General features: G+C 69.6%; 15 protein-coding genes and 1 riboswitch. Of the genes, 8 read left to right on the top strand and 7 right to left on the bottom strand.

Annotated features, from left to right (window positions below; all coding sequences use genetic code 11):
- The first annotated feature begins 438 nt into the window (after window positions 1-438).
- Both ABDW61_RS00275 and ABDW61_RS00270 read left to right on the top strand, forming a co-directional pair.
- Window positions 439-1,197 (top strand): TSUP family transporter, encoded by a 759-nt coding sequence (locus ABDW61_RS00275; RefSeq protein ID WP_343635954.1) that lies wholly within the window; start codon window positions 439-441, stop codon window positions 1,195-1,197.
- A 138-nt stretch (window positions 1,198-1,335) separates the two neighbouring features.
- Entirely contained in the window at window positions 1,336-2,154 is an 819-nt protein-coding gene (locus ABDW61_RS00270) for an HDOD domain-containing protein (protein ID WP_343635024.1), read from the top strand.
- 9 nt (window positions 2,155-2,163) lie between these two features.
- Here the strand turns inward: ABDW61_RS00270 and ABDW61_RS00265 are convergent, their stop codons facing one another.
- Entirely contained in the window at window positions 2,164-3,462 is a 1,299-nt protein-coding gene (locus ABDW61_RS00265) for a GGDEF domain-containing protein (RefSeq protein ID WP_343635022.1), read from the bottom strand.
- A 216-nt stretch (window positions 3,463-3,678) separates the two neighbouring features.
- Window positions 3,679-3,852: riboswitch (FMN riboswitch) on the top strand.
- Between the two features lie 105 nt (window positions 3,853-3,957).
- Between ABDW61_RS00265 and ABDW61_RS00260 the strand changes: the two genes are divergently transcribed.
- Window positions 3,958-4,458, top strand: coding sequence for a 6,7-dimethyl-8-ribityllumazine synthase (locus ABDW61_RS00260; RefSeq protein ID WP_343635020.1), 501 nt, complete (start codon window positions 3,958-3,960; stop codon window positions 4,456-4,458).
- Window positions 4,459-4,572: 114 nt separating this feature from the next.
- On the opposite strand, the gene ABDW61_RS00255 is transcribed toward ABDW61_RS00260, so the two are convergent.
- Genes ABDW61_RS00255 through ABDW61_RS00245 form a run of 3 tightly spaced genes read right to left on the bottom strand, consistent with a single transcriptional unit; the run spans window position 4,573 to window position 7,708 of the window.
- Window positions 4,573-5,505, bottom strand: a complete 933-nt coding sequence (locus ABDW61_RS00255) for a pseudouridine synthase (protein WP_343635018.1) — start codon at window positions 5,503-5,505, stop codon at window positions 4,573-4,575.
- 8 nt (window positions 5,506-5,513) lie between these two features.
- Window positions 5,514-6,425 carry a TIGR02285 family protein gene (locus tag ABDW61_RS00250; protein ID WP_343635016.1) on the bottom strand — a complete coding sequence of 304 codons (912 nt, stop codon included), beginning with the start codon at window positions 6,423-6,425 and terminating at the stop codon, window positions 5,514-5,516.
- Window positions 6,407-7,708, bottom strand: a complete 1,302-nt coding sequence (locus ABDW61_RS00245) for a UDP-N-acetylglucosamine 1-carboxyvinyltransferase (protein ID WP_343635015.1) — start codon at window positions 7,706-7,708, stop codon at window positions 6,407-6,409. The genes ABDW61_RS00250 and ABDW61_RS00245 overlap by 19 nt, the downstream gene beginning before the upstream one ends.
- Window positions 7,709-7,967: 259 nt before the next feature.
- On the opposite strand from ABDW61_RS00245, the gene ABDW61_RS00240 reads away from it, so the two are divergent.
- On the top strand, window positions 7,968-9,071 hold the full coding sequence (locus tag ABDW61_RS00240) for an RDD family protein (RefSeq protein WP_343635014.1): 1,104 nt from the start codon (window positions 7,968-7,970) through the stop codon (window positions 9,069-9,071).
- A gap of 55 nt (window positions 9,072-9,126) precedes the next feature.
- On the opposite strand, the gene ABDW61_RS00235 is transcribed toward ABDW61_RS00240, so the two are convergent.
- A complete protein-coding gene (locus ABDW61_RS00235) occupies window positions 9,127-9,948 on the bottom strand; it encodes a rhodanese-like domain-containing protein (RefSeq protein ID WP_343635012.1) in 822 nt (273 codons plus the stop codon).
- 158 nt (window positions 9,949-10,106) lie between these two features.
- Here ABDW61_RS00235 and asd point away from each other — a divergent pair, with 158 nt between their 5' ends.
- The 4 genes from asd (at window position 10,107) to ABDW61_RS00215 (ending at window position 14,687) form a co-directional block, all read left to right on the top strand.
- Window positions 10,107-10,955 (top strand): archaetidylserine decarboxylase, encoded by an 849-nt coding sequence (asd, locus tag ABDW61_RS00230; RefSeq protein WP_343635009.1) that lies wholly within the window; start codon window positions 10,107-10,109, stop codon window positions 10,953-10,955.
- A 120-nt stretch (window positions 10,956-11,075) separates the two neighbouring features.
- A complete protein-coding gene (locus ABDW61_RS00225) occupies window positions 11,076-12,389 on the top strand; it encodes a tryptophan--tRNA ligase (RefSeq protein ID WP_343635007.1) in 1,314 nt (437 codons plus the stop codon).
- A 153-nt stretch (window positions 12,390-12,542) separates the two neighbouring features.
- Complete coding sequence (locus tag ABDW61_RS00220; protein WP_343635005.1) at window positions 12,543-14,246, top strand: AMP-binding protein; 1,704 nt, start codon at window positions 12,543-12,545, stop codon at window positions 14,244-14,246.
- A 33-nt stretch (window positions 14,247-14,279) separates the two neighbouring features.
- The gene (locus ABDW61_RS00215) at window positions 14,280-14,687 is read left to right on the top strand and encodes a YkvA family protein (protein ID WP_343635003.1); all 408 of its coding nucleotides are present in this window, start codon (window positions 14,280-14,282) and stop codon (window positions 14,685-14,687) included.
- Window positions 14,688-14,711: 24 nt separating this feature from the next.
- On the opposite strand, the gene ABDW61_RS00210 is transcribed toward ABDW61_RS00215, so the two are convergent.
- Together ABDW61_RS00210 and ABDW61_RS00205 are read right to left on the bottom strand one after the other, a co-directional pair.
- Window positions 14,712-15,608 carry a LysR family transcriptional regulator gene (locus ABDW61_RS00210; RefSeq protein ID WP_343635001.1) on the bottom strand — a complete coding sequence of 299 codons (897 nt, stop codon included), beginning with the start codon at window positions 15,606-15,608 and terminating at the stop codon, window positions 14,712-14,714.
- A gap of 444 nt (window positions 15,609-16,052) precedes the next feature.
- Window positions 16,053-16,373, bottom strand: a complete 321-nt coding sequence (locus ABDW61_RS00205) for a DUF4148 domain-containing protein (protein ID WP_343634999.1) — start codon at window positions 16,371-16,373, stop codon at window positions 16,053-16,055.
- Window positions 16,374-16,526: the final 153 nt, after the last annotated feature.

The following is a 16,526-nucleotide window of genomic DNA, read 5'->3' as shown; positions in this document are numbered from 1 at the left end:
TCAGGGAGATGACACCTCCACGCCACACCGGGCGGGCTGCGCGCGATGACCGGAACCGTGCAGCGTGCGATGTGCGCAAATCGTTTTCGACGGGGGTTTATTGCGCAAGTGAGGGCCGGCTAACCGATCCATGTTGGTGCATGCGCCGGGTGAAAACCCCAAGTGCGTGCATGGGAACCGGGTCCTAGCATCCCCCCCACTCGACGCGACGCTCATCCCGCTCCGGTCCCAAGCCGGCGAAATGGGGGTTGCCTACGGGGGCTGAGGAGACAAACAGATCAAACCAACACCAACGAATCTCGGTGACACTGTCACAATTCGCGGGCACCTGATTCAGGTGCCCGTTTTGTTTTCGCGGCCCCGATCGATGAGCTCCCGGCGAGCATGCGCGGCCCGTGTCTGCGGCCGGAATGCCGCTCCTGCGAGTCGTTGCTGATGATCGAGTTGTTGACCGCGGCCGTGGCGTCGCTGCTGGCCGGGTTCGTGGATGCCGTCGTCGGCGGCGGCGGGCTGATCCTGGTGCCGGCGCTGTTCAGCGTCTATCCGAACGCGGCGCCGGCCACCCTCTTCGGCACCAACAAGGGGGCCGCCATCTGGGGGACGGCCTGGGCCACCCATCAATACGCCAAGCGCGTGACCCTGCCCTGGCTCGCCCTGATGCCGGCCGCCGCGGCGGCGCTGGCCGGCAGTTTCGCGGGCGCCTGGGCCGTCACGCAGGTGGACCCGAGCGGCCTGCGCAAGGCCCTGCCGGCCATCCTGCTGGGCGTGCTGCTCTACACGCTGGCGAAGAAGGACCTCGGCCGCCATCACGCGCCGCGCCACGAGCCCGCGACCCAGACGCTGATCGCCAGCGCGATCGGCCTGACCATCGGCTTCTACGACGGCTTCTTCGGCCCGGGCACCGGCAGCTTCTTCGTCTTCCTGTTCGTGCGGCTGCTGGGTTTCGATTTCCTGCATGCCTCGGCCACCGCCAAGCTGCTGAACACCGCGACCAACTTCGCCGCGCTGGTGCTGTTCGCGGCCAAGGGTCATGTGTGGTGGCACGTCGCGGCCGTCATGGCCGTGGCGAACGTGGCCGGCAGCCTGGTCGGCACCCGCATGGCGCTGGCCAAGGGCGCCGGCTTCGTGCGCGGCATGTTCGTCGCGGTGGTGTCGCTGCTCATCCTGAAGACCGGCTACGACGCCTTCCTGCGCTGAGGCGGCGCCTGCCCGGCCGTCGCCCCCCGGGCACGCCAAACGCCCGCGGAACATCTCGTCACCCGCTGTCCGCCAAAGGCGGGATGCCGGTGCGCCATCGCCCGGGCTACCATCCGACAAACTCAATCGTTGCTCACCATGCCTGTCGATCCTCAACTGCGTGCGCTGGATATCGAGATCCCCACCCAGCCCGAAGTGCTGGTCAAGCTCTCGCTGCTGATGGCGGACGAGGACATCGACCTGCAAGCCGTCTCGGCGCTGGTGGAGACGGACATGGCGCTGGCCGCGGCCGTGCTGAAGGCGGTCAACTCGTCGCTGTACGGCCTGCGCGGCCGCGTGCAGACGGTGCACCAGGCGCTGACCTACCTGGGCATGCGCGAGGTCGCCGCCATCACGTTCGAAATGGGCCTGCGCGCCGCCTTCCCGCCCGCCGCGGAGCTCGAGCCCGTCTGGTCACGCGCCGCCAAGCGCGGCCTGCTGATGGGCCGCATGGGCCAGATGCTGGGCGTGGACCCTTGGGCGTCGCATTCGGCGGGCCTGTTCGAGGAATGCGGCAAGGCGGTGCTCTACCGCCACGCGCCTGGCCACTACCCGGCCATGCTGCGCGCCGCCGGCAGCGACAAGGAACTGGTCCAGCTGGAGCACACCGCCTTCGGCGTCAGCCATGACGCGCTGGGGGCCGCGCTGTGCGAGAGCTGGGGCCTGGCGCCCGCGGCCGTCGCGAGCGTCAGATTCCATGTGCAGGTCCAGCACGAGCTGCTGATGCCGGAGGCCATGCAGCGCCGCGGGGTGGGTGCGATCTCGCTGGTGGCGTGGACGCTGATGAACAAGCCCGAAGCGGTCGACGAGACGGTGATGGCGATCGCTCCCCAGGCGCAGCTGGACGAAACGCTGATGCTGCGCGCCGCCCGCCGCGTCGAGGAACAGCTGCAGCAGGCCGAATCGCGCGGCCGCTGAGCGCCGCGCTCAGGACGCGAGGCAGAGGCGGTCGCGTCCCATGTGCTTGGCCAGGTAGAGCGCCTCATCCGCGGCCTGCATCAAGGCTTGCGGGCTCAGATACGGATGACCGGGCTGCGTGGCCGCCAGCCCCGCGCTGATCGTCACGATCCCCTCCCCCGAAGCGTGATCCGGCAGGGCGCCGTGCGGCACCGCGAAGGCGCGCCAGGCCTCGTTCAGCGCCTCCATCAAGCCTTGGGCCGACTCGGCGTCGAAGCCGGGCAGCAGCACGGCGAACTCCTCCCCACCCAGCCGCGCGACCATGTCGGTGTCGCGCTGGAAATGCTCGGCCAGCAGCCGGGAGAGCCGGCGCAGCACCTCGTCGCCCGCGGCGCGACCGTGGCGCTCGTTGAACGGCTTCAAGTGGTCCAGATCGAGGATCGCGAGCGCCAGCCGCCCCTGATCCCGCTGCGCGCGCTTGAATTCCCGGCGCAGCGCGGCATCGAACTCCCTCCGATTGGCAATGCCCGTCAAGGCGTCGCGACGCTCCATCGACGCGAGCTCGCGCCGCTTCGCGTCCAGCGAGCGCTCCGCCTGCTGCAGCGCGCGATGCTGGCGGGCGACCTCCTCGCGCAACTCGCGGCCGCGCGACTGCTCGCGATGCAACTCGTCGCCGAGCGAGGTGCGGACATGATCGAGCGCCTGCTCCAGCTGCAGCAGCTCGCGCGGCCGCGGCTCGTCGTCGTCGAGCCAGGTCGGGACGCGCGGCGGCAGGGTCGGATCGAAGCGGCTCGCCTGCTCCGACAGGCGCCGCATCTGCCGCAGCAGCCAGCGGTCGAGCACGAGCGCGGCGAGCAGGCCCAGCGCCGTTGCCAGCACCAGATGAATCAGCGTCGAGCGCAGCAGCGGATCGCGCCGCAGCAGCTCGCCCATCGAGGCGGCGGTCGCCTGCACGATCAGCTCGCCGGTGTCGGCGAGCGAGAACTCAGCGCTCTGGCCGGGCTCGCTGTCGTCGTCGGAGAGCGCGCGGAACTGCTCGCCTTCCGGCGTGCGCAGCTCGACGCGGCGCAGATGATGGTGCGTGAGGATGTGATGCAGCAGCCCATGCAGCGCCTCGGGCTGCTGAGGCCGCTGCCGCAGGCTGTAGGCCAGCGGCCCGGCATACAGCAGGGGGATGGCGCTCAGTTCCGCGTCAGCTTCGGCGGAGCGGCGCTGCGAGGTCTCGCGCAGATCCCAGCCGGTCGACAGCGCGACCAGCAGCAGTCCCGACGCGAACAGCGCCAGCAGCGAGCGGGCGCCGACCGAGATGCGGAGGGCCTTTGGCGTCATGGGTGGATGTCGGAGGTTGCGAGCGCGGTCGCGGGAAACACCATCGAATCACCTGCGGACCATTGTGCCGAGCCGCGCCCGGCCGTTTCCCCGGGGAAACTCCAAGCGGGGAAAACACCTGCCGGCGCCAAAGGGGGATGCCATCCCCGCCCTGCAGCCGCCATGGCGATTCCCTAGAATCCGCCCCGCCCTGCGCGTTCCTCCGAATGCGCCGGGCAGCGTTCTCAGGGCGGGGTGAAAGTCCCCACCGGCGGTATCCGGGGCACGGTCGACAGACCGCCGACCCCGGGAGCCCGCGAGCGCCCGGCACCCGCCCCTGCGGCGCCGGGGTCAGCAGACCTGGTGAGAAGCCAGGGCCGACGGTCACAGTCCGGATGAAAGAGATCGCGTTCATCGTCGGCCTCGCGCCGGCGCATGCGCTCGCGCACGCGCCGTCACGCGGCCGCGCTGTGCGTGCGCGCCCTGATTCATCGTTCCACCTTGCAAAGGGTCCACATGAATCAGACCAACCTCCACTCCCCCTCCGCCAACCCCGCGGCCAAACGAACCACGCCCCGCGTGGCCATCGTCTCCGCCAGCTGGCATGCCGACCTCGTCGGACGATGCCGCGAGGCCGCCATCCAGGAACTCGAAGCAACCGGACCCGTCCAGGTCGACGCCTTCGACGTGCCCGGAGCATTCGAAATCCCGCTCCACGCGATGAAGCTCGCGCAGAGCGGACAGTTCGACGCCGTGCTCGCCTGCGCGCTGGTCGTCGACGGCGGCATCTATCGCCACGACTTCGTCGCACACGCCGTCATCGACGGACTCATGCGAGTTCAGCTCGACACCGGGGTGCCGGTGTTCTCGGCAGTGCTGACACCGCTCGCGTTCCATGAACATGCGACCCATCACGGGTTCTTTCATGAACACCTGGCGGTCAAAGGGAAGGAGTTGGCGTCAGCGTGCCGGGCGACGCTCGCGGCACTGCGCAAACTCGAAGCTTTGAGCGGCTGAGGGAGGGCACGCTCCGACTTCGGGAGGCCCAGGCGCGGCCCATCACAGGGCATGGGGCCTCCCGTCCGGGAACCCCACGCCCTGTTCCGGGCCCACATCCGCTCGCTGCCAGCCCTACAAGGGCGCAGTGGCATCGGACAGACGCAGCGAGGTCACGAACCTCCTCGGCTGACCAGACAGCGGATCGGTGAAGGCAATCTCTCGGGCCAGCAATTGCAGCGGACGAGTGAAGTCCACCTCGCGCTCGACCGGCTCCAGCACCGGATAAATCCGGTCGTTCACGATGGGCAGCGCCAAGGCACACAGCTGCGCCCGCAACTGGTGCTTCACACCGGTGTGCGGGCGCAGCTCATAGCGCGCGCGACCATCCGCCATGCGCTCGATCAGCGCGATGCGAGTGAACGCGTTGGGCTCGCCCTCGACGGTGCGCATCTGCATGAAATCGATCGGGTGCTCCTCGAGACGGCTCGCGTATTCGAACGGCAGGCGCTTGCCGACGTCTTCCCGCCAAGGGGCGATCGCCTCGTACACCTTCTCGACATCGCGATCACGGAAGAGACGCTGGTAGGCGTCGCGCGTCGCGGGCTGCACCGAGAACAAGGTCAATCCGGCCGTCTCGCGGTCCAGCCGATGGATCGGACTCAGATCGGCCAGTCCCGTCTCCTGGCGCAGCCGCGTCAGCAGCGTTTGCCGCACATAACGGCCCTTGGGCGTCACCGGCAGGAAATGCGGCTTGTCAGCCACCAGCAGGTGCTCGTCCAGATGCACGATGCGCGCGGCGAAAGGCACCTCCGGCTCGTCGTCCAGCCAGCGCCAGTAATAGATCCTGCATTGCGCGCGATAGGGCGCGACCGGCGCGAGCGGGACGCCCGCGTCGTCGAGCACATCGCCCCGCGCCATGCGCGCGGCCCAATCGCCCCGCGCGACCAGCGGCAAGCGCTCGGCCAGATAGTCCAGCACGAGGAGCCAGGGGCCCGGCGGGCAGGCCAGCGCACTGGCGGCGACGCCATCACGCAGCGGCAGCGCGAGCTTCGGCGGGCGAGCCATGCGCGCGGCTACTCGATCTGCGCCGGAGCGCGGGCGCGTTCGTCGAGGAAGCGGTTCAGGCGCTGCAGGTCCTCGGCGTCGATCGGCAGGCCCTTGCGCCAGGCCTTGATCCAGGCGTCGCGCTGGGGATCGGCGGCGAGCTGGCGCACCGCCTGGTCCATCGCCTCGATGGCGTGGCGTCCCTCCGGAGAGCGGGTGCAGCCGGCGGTGGCCACCAGCGTGCTGCGGCCCTCGGCCAGCGGCAGTTTGGCGAGCTCCGGCGGGCCCGGATGGCTGGCGCTGAAGTCGTCGACCGCCATCGGGTACTCGAGCGTGTAGTCCATGCGCCGCGCGCGCAGCATCGGCAGCAGGTGACCGCCGCGGCCAGCGACGATGGCGCGAGGGGCTCGATCCGGATCCGCCGCGAGCAGCTTGTCGATGCGCGGCCCGAAGCTGCGGTCGCGCGGCAGCAGGCCCACGAGGTCGGTGCGCCGCAGCAGGTCCGCGAGCTGCAGCGGCTGGCCATTGGATTCGAAGCGCGCCAGGTCCTCGCGCCGCACGATGACGTGGATCTGGCGCGAGAGCATCGGCGGGTACAGCGTGGTGAAGTACAGCCACTGCAGGCGCTCGGGCGTGCGCACATGCAGCACGGAGCAGAGCGTCTCGCCCTGGCGCGCCTGCTGCTCGAAGCGCGGCAGGCTGAGCTCGACGAATTCGTGGCGGAACTGCGGCATGCGCTCGATGAGCAGGCGCAGGAAGCCGTCGACCTCGCCCTGGCCGAGCTCCTCGGCGCGTTGCGGCGGCTTGCCGCCGCGATAGCTGAAATGCGGTGGCATGTCCTGCACCAGCCAGCGCAGGACGGGCCGGGCGGGCTGCGCGGCGGCCGCGCCGGCCGCCAGCAGGAGCGCCGCGAGGGCTGCGCTCAGTCGCCCTCGACCCATTCCACCTTGGCGCCGAGGCGGGTGATGTTCTCGGCGAATTGCGGATGGGCGCGGCGGACCGGGGCGGCGTTGCGGATGACCGACTTGCCGGGAATGCTGGCGGCGACCATCAACAGCGCGATCGCGACGCGGATGATGTAGGGGCTCTCGACCTCGGCGGGGCTGAGCGGCTTGCCGCCGAAGGTCACCATGCGATGCGGGTCCGAGAGGAAGGCGTGCGCGCCGAACTTGGACAGCTCGGTGGTCCAGCCCATGGCGCCGTCGTAGACCTTGTTCCAGAACATCACGCTGCCCTCGGCCTTGACGCCGAGCGCGACGAAGATCGGCAGCAGGTCCACCGGCAGGTAGGGCCAGGGCGCCGCCTCGACCTTCTGCAGGATGTTGCGGGTGAAGGGCTCCTTGACCTTGAGCTTGCCGTCGACGACCGCGTGCGACCAGCCGTCCTCGTGGACGATCTGCACGCCGAACTTGGCGAAGGTGCGATCGATCAGCGGGAACTGTTCCGGATGGGAGTTCTTGACCCGCACGTCGCCGCCGGTGATGGCGCCCAGGGCGAGGAAGGTGACGATTTCGTGGAAGTCCTCGGCGAAGGTGAATTCGCCGCCGCCGAGTTCCTTGACCCCGTGGATGGTCAGGCGCGAGGTGCCCAGGCCCTCCAGGCGCGCGCCCAGCATCTGCATGAACTGGCAGAACTCCTGGACATGGGGTTCGCTGGCGGCGTTCATCAGCGTCGATGTGCCGTGGGCGAGCGCGGCGCAGAGGACGAAGTTTTCGGTGGTGGTGACGGAGGCGTAGTCGGTCCAGTGGTCGTTGGCCTGGAGCTGGCCGTCGATCTGGACGAGCAGGCCGTCGGCGGCGCGGTCGACGCGGGCGCCGAAGCGCTCGAAGACCTCGACGTGGGGGTCGATCTCGCGGGCGCCGAGGGTGCAGCCCTTGACGTCGTCCTCGATGCGGGCGGCGCCGAAGCGGGCCATCAGGCCGGGGACCAGCATGATGGAGGAGCGCATCTCCTCGGGGAGGTGGTCCTTGGCGGGGTCGAAGTGGGTGTCCTGGTGGTGGAGGTCGAGGACGCCGGTCTTGAAGTCCACGGCGACGCGGCTGCCGAGCTTGCGGAAGACCTCGAGGATCTTCTTGACGTCGGTGATCTCGGGGACGCCGTTGAGGCGGACGGGCTCGCGGGTGAGCAGCGTCGCGCAGAGGATGGGCAGGACGGCGTTCTTGTTGGCCGAGGGGACGATGCGGCCCTTCAGGGGCGAGCCGCCGTGGACGATGAGATTGGACATGGCCTTGCGCGAGGCGCCGGTGGGATTCGGTGGACGAGCGCGAATTATCGGGGGTGGTGCGATGGCCCGGTGCTCGAACGGGACATGGGGCGCATCTTGCAACGCCGCGCCGGCCCCGGCCAGCGCGGGAGTGCTCCGGGGACGGAAGGAATCTTCCGGGGCCCGGGGCGGCAGGCAGCGTCTGGAGGAATGGACCCCACCGAGTGCTAGGGAAGTCATGGGCGCTCAGCCGATGCCGCCCTGGCCACAATCGCGGCCCATGAGCACGCCTGTCGATCCGTCCACGCCCCCACCCCCTCCGCCGCCATCGGTCGTGCCGTCGGAACCCGCGCCGTTCACCAAGGTGCGCGAGCTCCTGGCGAAGCACGCCCCGGCCTCACGCTCCTCCACCGGCGAGGCCGCCGAAGATCCGCGCGACTGGATCACGCCCGAGGACCTCAACGTCGCCCCGTCGCTGCTGGGCCTGCCGCTGGCCTCGCCCTGGCAGCGCGCCAAGGCCATGGCCGTCGACGTGACGCTGGTGACGCTGCTTTCCAACTTCGGCAACACGCCGCTGCTCGCCGGCTGTTGCTGGGTCGCCTGGCGCCGCTACAAGATGCTGCGCGCCTCGCGCGGCGAGGTCAGCAAGGAGCCCGGCTGGCTCGGCTGGGCGCCCGCGCTGTGTCTGGTGGCGTTCGGTCTGTACTCCAGCACGATGGAGAGCGTCGACGCCCCGACGAAGAAGGCGCGCCGCGAGGCCGTGGCCGCTGCGTCCCCCAACAAGGCGGACCGCGACACGCGCGATACGCGTGATACGCGCGATACGCAGGACGACGACGATGCCGACATGACCGAGGACGCCAAGGACCTGGTGAAGACCGCCGTCGCCTCCGCGGCTTCCTCCGCGAGCGCGGGCGGCTTCGACCTGCAGAAGCTCGAACAGCTCCAGCACGATCGCGACGTCGAACGCAAGGCGCAAGCCATGCAGATCAAGGCGCTCAAGAGCGAGGTGCGCAAGCTCAAGGAGGAAGCCAAGCGCACGCCGATCGAGAAACTCCGCCATTGGTGGGAGCTGGTGGGCCTGAACCTCGCCTGGGCCTTCGCCTACTTCGTGGCCTTCCCGCTGATCTGGCCCGGCCAGACGCCGGGCAAGCGGCTGATGGGACTGCGCATCGTCGAGCTCACCGGCAAGCCGCTCAAGCCGATGCTGTGCGTGCGCCGCTATGGCGGCTACGCGGCCGGCGCGACGACCGGCGGCATGGGCTTCCTGCAGATCCTGTGGGACGCCAACCGCCAGGGCCTGCACGACAAGGCCGCGCACACCGCGGTCATCGACACGCGCAACCCGCGCCGGCTGCGCCTGACCGAAGACCTCACGGGCTGATCGGTCCGGGTGATCGGTCGTGCTGATCGAGCCGGCTGATCGGGCCGCCGTCGGCTCAGCCGGCCGGGTCCAGCCGCTTCGCCCGCGCGAGCCGCCAAGCCTCGGCCGGGTCGTCCCCGTAGACCTGCTCGGCCGTGGTCGCCGTCTCGCGTCGCCGCGTGTCGATCGCGATCCGCTTGTCGAAGACGAAGCACTCGCCGCGCCAATCGGCGTCGGCATCGGGCATCTGCTCGAAGTAGTTGAGGATGCCGCCGTCGAGCTGCCGCACCGTCAGGCCACGCTCGGTCATCCAGCCGGACATCTTTTCGCAGCGGATGCCGCCGGTGCAGTACATCGCCACGGTCTTGCCCTCGCGGCGCCAGGCCTCGGCGTGCGCCTCGACGTAGGCGGGGAAGTCGCGGAAGTGCCGCACGCCGGGATCGATGGCGCCCTCGAAGTGGCCCAGTTCGAACTCGAAATGGTTGCGGTTGTCCAGCACCACGACGTCGTCGCGCTGGATCAAGGCCCGCCATTCACGCGGCGAGACATGCGTGTCGCGCGCGTCGGCCAGGCCCGTCACGCCGTCCAGGCCGAAGGCCACCAGCTCCGGCTTCTCATGGACCTTGAGCAGCGTGAACGGCCGCGTGACGCAGAAGCTGCGCTTGAAATGAAGATCGGCGAAGGGCGGCTCCGCGCGCAGCGCCGCCTCGTAGGCGTCGAGCGCCTCGACCGGCCCGCCCAGCGCGCCGGTGATGCCTTCCGGCGCCAGCAGCAGGTTGCCGCCGACCCGGTGTCCCAGCGCCGCGTTGAGGTCCCGCAAGCGCTGCGCCAGCGCCGAGGTCTCGTCCAGCCGGACGAACTTGTAGAACGAGCTGTGCTGATGCTCGGAGGACGACATGAGGGGGACCACTGAAGAGGGGATGCCGCGCAGGCGGAGGAAAGCCAGCCGCGATGGTACCGGCGGCCCTCCCCCCGCCGGGGGCAACCCGGGTACGGGACCCGTACTTGCCCGCCTAGAATCCGCCACCCTTTTTTGCGCCGTCCTGGCCCACCGCCGTGTCCGATCGACTTGCCGTCCTGCCCCAATACCTGATGCCCAAGCTGGCGCTGACGCGGCTGGCCGGCCGGCTGGCGGGGGCGGAACTCGGCGGATTCACGACCTGGACGATCAAGCGATTCATCGACCGCTACGGCGTGAACATGGCCGAGGCCGCCGAGTCCGATCCCGCCGCCTACGCGACCTTCAACGAGTTCTTCACCCGCGCGCTCAAGCCCGGCGCGCGCCCGCTGGCCGACGCGCCGCTGATCTGCCCGGTCGACGGCGCCATCAGCCAGTTCGGCCCGATCCGCGCGGACCAGCTCTTCCAGGCCAAGGGCCACCAGTACTCGACCGCCGCGCTGCTGGGCGGTGACCAGCACCTGGCCGCGCAGTTCCGCGACGGCCACTTCGCGACGATCTACCTCAGCCCGCGCGACTACCACCGCATCCACATGCCCTGTGGCGGCCGCCTCGTGCGCATGGTCCACGTGCCGGGCGACCTGTTCTCGGTGAACCCGGTCACGGCGCGTGGCGTGCCGGGCCTGTTCGCGCGCAACGAGCGCGTCGTCTGCCTGTTCGAGGGCGAGCATGGCCCCTGGGCGCTGGTGCTGGTCGGCGCGACCATCGTCGGCTCGATGGCCACCGTCTGGCATGGCGTCGTCAATCCGCCGCGTCCGGGCCGCCCGCGCACCTGGCATTACGAGAACGAGCATTTCAGCTACGAGCGCGGCGCCGAGATGGGCCGCTTCCTGCTGGGCTCGACCGTCGTGATGCTGTTCCCGAAGGACCTGCCGATGCGGTTCAACGCGCATTGGCAGCCCGGCGGCGCGGTGCGCCTGGGCGAGCCCATGGCGACGCTGGGCTGACGCGCCTCCCCCGCGCTTCCCCCGCGCCTGACCTCACGCCCCGCCATCGGGGGGCACGCCGGCACGTCGGCGCCTTTGCGGGACAATCGCCGTTTTGCGAAACGACGGCGACGAGCTCCCATGACCCTGCGTGTCCTGACCGGCATCACGACCACCGGCACCCTGCACCTCGGCAACTATGTCGGCGCGGTGCGCCGCGCCATCGCGGCCAGCCGCGAGCCCGGCGCCGAGAGCTTCTTCTTCATGGCCGACTACCACGCGCTGATCAAGTGCGACGAGCCGGCCCGCATCGAGGCTTCGCGCCTGCAGATCGCCGCGACCTGGCTGGCCGCCGGCCTGGACACGAGCCGGGTCGTCTTCTACCGCCAGAGCGACATCCCCGAGATCCCTGAACTGACCTGGCTGCTGACCTGCGTCACCTCCAAGGGCCAGATGAACCGCGCCCATGCGTACAAGGCCTCGGTGGACGCCAACGTCGCCGCGGGCGAGGACCCGGACGCCGGCATCACGATGGGCCTGTACAGCTATCCGATCCTGATGGCCGCGGACATCCTGATGTTCAACGCCCATCGCGTGCCGGTCGGCAAGGATCAGGCGCAGCACATCGAGATGGCGCGCGACGTCGCGCAGCGCTTCAACCACACCTTCAAGACCGAGCTGTTCGTGCTGCCCGAGGCCAGCATCGACGAGGAGATGGAGCTGCTGCCCGGCCTGGACGGCCGCAAGATGTCCAAGAGCTACGACAACGTGATCCCGCTGTTCGAAGGCGGCGCGAAGGCGCTGCGCGAGGCGATCTCCAAGATCGTGACCGACTCGCGGCTGCCTGGCGAGCCCAAGGAGACCGAGGGCTCGCACCTGGTCCAGATCTACGACGCGTTCGCCACGCCGGCGCAGCGCCAGGCCTTCCGCGCCGCGCTGCACGGCGGCCTGTCGTGGGGCGAGGCCAAGGACCAGTTGTTCGCGCTGATCGACGCCGAGATCGGCCCGATGCGCGAGCGCTATGACGCGCTGATGGCCAACCCCGAGAAGATCGAGACCATCCTGATGGAAGGCGCCGCCAAGGCCCGCGCCATCGCCGCGCCGCTGCTGGCCCGCGCCCGCGAGGCCGTCGGCCTGCGCCGCTTCCAGCCGCTGGCCGCGCCGGCCGCGCCGGCGGTCAAGGCCAGGTCGACGGTGCCCGCGTTCAAGCAGTACCGCGAGTCCGACGGCCTCTTCTACTTCAAGCTCCTCGCGGCGGACGGCACCCTGCTGCTGCAGAGCGCCGGCCTGCCGCAGGGCAAGGAAGCCGGTCAGTGGGTCGCGAAGCTCAAGCGCGAAGGCGCCGCGGCGCTGGCCGGCGCACCGGTGTCCAGAGCCGTGCCCGACGAGGTCCTGCTGCCGGCGCTCGAGGCGCTGGTCGCGGCGGAGCTCGACGCGGCGGCGGCCAAGGGCTGAGCCCTTGCGGCCACCGTGTCGAAAGGAAACCCTGGTTTAGGGTGCCAAGTCGATCACGATCATCGAAGAAACCCGCTCGTTCCTGACGGGGAGCGGGCGTAGTCTCCAACGCTGATTCCGTCCCGTTTCAGCATCACAACAAGGAGACCTTCGATGTCCATGACCCGTTTGCCGGCCGATTCCCTGGCGTTGCAGCGCCTGTATGCCTGGGAGCTCGATGCGCCGAACCGGGTCACGCTGCGCCAGCCGATGGGCGGCGGCGCCGTCAAGGACTTCACCTGGAAGCAGGTCGCCGATCAGGCGCGGCGCATGGCCGCCCATCTGAAGACGCTGGGCCTGGAGCAGGGCTGGGAACCGGGCGCCCGCGTCGCCATCCTGTCGAAGAACTGCGCCTGGTGGCTGATGAGCGACCTCGCGATCTGGATGGCCGGCTACGTCAGCGTGCCGCTGTATCCGACGCTCGCCCCCGAGACCATCCATCAGATCATCAGCCACAGCGAGTCCAGGCTGCTGTTCGTCGGCAAGCTCGACGGCTGGGAAGGCATGCGGCCCGGCGTGCCGCTGGGGCTGCCGTGCATCTCCTATCCGGTCTCGCCCGAGGACGCGCAGGACGCCTACGACCACTGGGACGCGATCTGCGCCGAGACCGAACCGCTCAAGGGCCGCCCCACCCGCGCCGCCGACGAGCTCGCCACCATCATCTACACCTCCGGCACGACGGGTGCCCCCAAGGGGGTGATGCACTCGTTCGGCAATTTCGCCTGGGCGATCGGCTCGGGCCTGAAGCGCATCCCGCTCACCGAGGAGGACCGCATGCTGTCCTACCTGCCGCTGGCGCACGTGGTCGAGCGCGCGCTGGTCGAGCACGGCTGGCTGCACACCGGCATGACGGTCTACTTCGCCGAAAGCCTGGACACCTTCGCCGCCGACCTGCAGCGTGCGCGGCCGACGGTGTTCTTCTCGGTGCCGCGGCTGTGGACCAAGTTCCAGCAGGGCGTGCAGGCCAAGCTCCCGCAGCCGCGCCTGGACCTGCTGCTGGGGCTGCCGGTCATCGGCAAGCTGGTGCGCAGGAAGATCCTCAAGGCGCTGGGCCTGAACGAGTGCAAGTTCGCCGCCGGCGGCGCCGCGCCGATGCCGGTGGCGCTGCTGAAGTGGTACCGCACGCTGGGCCTGCCGATCAACGAGGGCTACGGCATGACCGAGAACCTGGCGCTGTCGCACATCACCGTGCCGGGCCACGACCAGACCGGCAGCGTCGGTCCCGCCTACGACGGCGTGCAGGTGCGCCTGGACCCGATCACCGGCGAGCTGCAGATGAAGAGCCAGGCGCTGATGCTGGGCTACTACAAGCAGCCGGAGCTGACCGCCGAGACCCTCACCGCCGATGGCTGGCTCAAGACCGGCGACAAGGCGGAGATCTCCGACAAGGGCGCGCTGGCGGGCTGTGTGCGCATCACCGGCCGGGTGAAGGACCTGTTCAAGACCAGCAAGGGCAAGTACGTGTCGCCGGCGCCGATCGAGGACCGGCTCGGCGCGCATCTCGCCATCGAGGCCTGCGTGGTGACCGGCGCCAACCTGGCGCAGCCGGTGGGCATCGCGATGCTGTCGCCCGAGGCCGCCAGGCGCGACCGCGCCGGCCTGGAGCAGGAACTCGCCGCGCACCTGGCCAAGGTCAATGGGCGCCTCGATCCGCACGAGCAGCTCGAGTGCCTGATCGTCACCGCCTCGCCCTGGACCGTCGACAACGGCCTGATCACGCCGACCTTCAAGGTCCGGCGCAACCGCGTCGATGAGGTCTACGGTCCGAAGCTGGAAAACTGGATCGCGCAGCGCCGGAAAGTCGTCTGGGCCGATTGAGCCGCGTCATGGCGCCTGGCGCATGATGCGCGGATGAAACGCGGATCCCTCAAGCGCTGGGCCGCCCTGCTCAAGGGCGAGCTGCTGACCGTCTACTTCGCGGCGCGCGACCCCGAGGCGCCCTGGCTGGCGCGCTGCGTCGCCATCGCGGTCGCGGCCTACGCGCTCAGCCCCATCGACCTGATCCCGGACTTCATCCCCGTGCTGGGCCTGCTGGACGACATCATCCTGGTGCCGCTGGGCTTCTGGCTGGTGCTGAAGCTGATGCCGCCGCCGGTGCTGGCGCGCGCGCGGCTGCGAGCCGCCGAGCAGCGCGGCCGCTTGCCGCGCAACCTCAAGGTGGGGGTGGCGATCGTCGTCGCCTGGGTGCTGGTGCTCGTGCTGGCCGTGGTCTGGCTGGTGGGCCGTACGGGCGGCGGGGCGCCGCCGGGCCCGGTCTGACGCGGCCGCTGGGCCGGGTCGCGCTCAGTCCGGCCCGAGCCCCTTCTTGGCCAGCGTCTCCACGACCCACTCGATGAACACGCGCATGCGCGCCGACACGAAGCGGTTGGGCGAATAGACCAGGTAGACCGGCACGGCGTTGTGGTGCCACTCGGGAAACAGCGGCACCAGTTCACCGCGGTCGAGCTGCTCCTTCACCGCGTACTTCGCCAATTGCACGACCCCCAGCCCCGCCAGGCCCGCGGCGACATAGGCATTGCTGTCGTTGACGTCGAGCCGCCGGCGCCCTTCGATCTCCAGGCGCTCGCCGCCGCGATGGAACACGAACGGGAACACGCGGCCCGTGCGCGACGAGAAGTAGCCCACCGCCTGATGCGGCTCGCGATCGAGGTCGCCGGGCGCCTGCGGCGTGCCATGCGCCGCCAGGTAGGCGGGCGAGGCGCAGGTGCAGAACTGGATCTGGCCGACGCGCCGGGCGACCAGGCCGGCGTCCTGCACCGGGCCGACGCGCAGCACGAAGTCGACGTTGTCGACCAGCAGGTCGATGGCGCGGTCGCTGACGCCGAGCGCGATCTGGATGTCGGGATAGCGCGCGTGGAAGTCGCCCAGCGCCGGGATCAGCACCCGCGAGCCGGTCAGCGTCGTGACGTCGACGCGCAGGCGGCCGCGCGGCTTGCTCTGGTCGTGGAGCATCCCCTGGTCGATGGCCTCGAGCTCGTTGAGCAGGGCCACGGTGCGCTCGTAATAGGCCGCGCCGTCCTGCGTGACGGTCACCTTGCGGGTGGTGCGCGTCAGCAGCTGCACGCGCAGGCGGGCCTCCAGCGCCTGCACCAGCCGTGTCAGGCTGGCCTTGGGCAGGTCCATCGAGTCGGCCGCCTTGGTGAAGCTGCCGGTTTCCACCACCCGGGCGAAGGCCCGCATTTGCACGATCCGGTCCATCCAATGTCCTCGATCCGGCGGCCCGAAAGGGGGAAGCTCACCGCGGGTCACTGCTGCGGGCCGACGGGCGATTCTCATGGATTCCGCACGGCCGTGCGCGCCGCGGCCAGGATTCAGCGCTTTTGCACTGCCAAGGGGCACGCCGGGCGAATATCGGATGAATATGAAGCGGACCCGCGACGAATATCGGGAGCGGCCCGCCTGTTGATATGCCTGCCGAAAAAAGAAAACCCCTCGGCGAGCGTTAACTCATCCGAGGGGATATAGGCGGCCGGTGACGGACAGGAGGAGGGGGAGTGCGGAGAACCGCCACCGACCGGGGCCGGAGCCCCTGACCTTGCAAATGCTCTCTCAGGACATCTGGCGCTGTTGTTCGAGTTCTTTCAGGGTTTCAGGAGGGAAGCGGTGAAAACCGGTGATGCCGGATCAGCGGCCCGCCACGGCGGTGGCGGGGGCGCTGCCGCCGAAGCGCTTGACCAGGGTCGCGTAGTAGGGCGAGCTGCGCAGCTCGGCATAGCGGGCCTTGGCGGCGTCGCGGCGGGCGCTGTCGTAGCCGTAGGTCTCCGATTGCTCGACGGCGGCCAGGCCCGATTCGCGATAGATCTGCAGATCGGCCAGCACTTCGGCGCGGCTCACGGCGCTCGGGGTATTGACCGGTTGCTCATGCGGGTTGTCATTGGCCATCGCGTTGCCGGCCAGCAGGGCGGCGGAAGCAAACAGGACGGAAGCGACGATGTTCTTGCTCATGATCATTCCTTTCGGTTTCGGTCCCAGGGCGATCAGCGAAGGGGCGCGGGTTGAATATTCGACCCGTCGATCCGTATTTCTGGAGGAGATTCCCGGAAGCGGTATCGGTGTGTCGATGGGATGAACTATGGCGCATAAGGGTTGACCCTTAAA

The sequence above is a fragment of the Roseateles sp. genome (assembly GCF_039595595.1).
Lineage (GTDB): Bacteria > Pseudomonadota > Gammaproteobacteria > Burkholderiales > Burkholderiaceae_C > Roseateles.
This window is presented reverse-complemented; position numbering and strand designations above follow the sequence as displayed.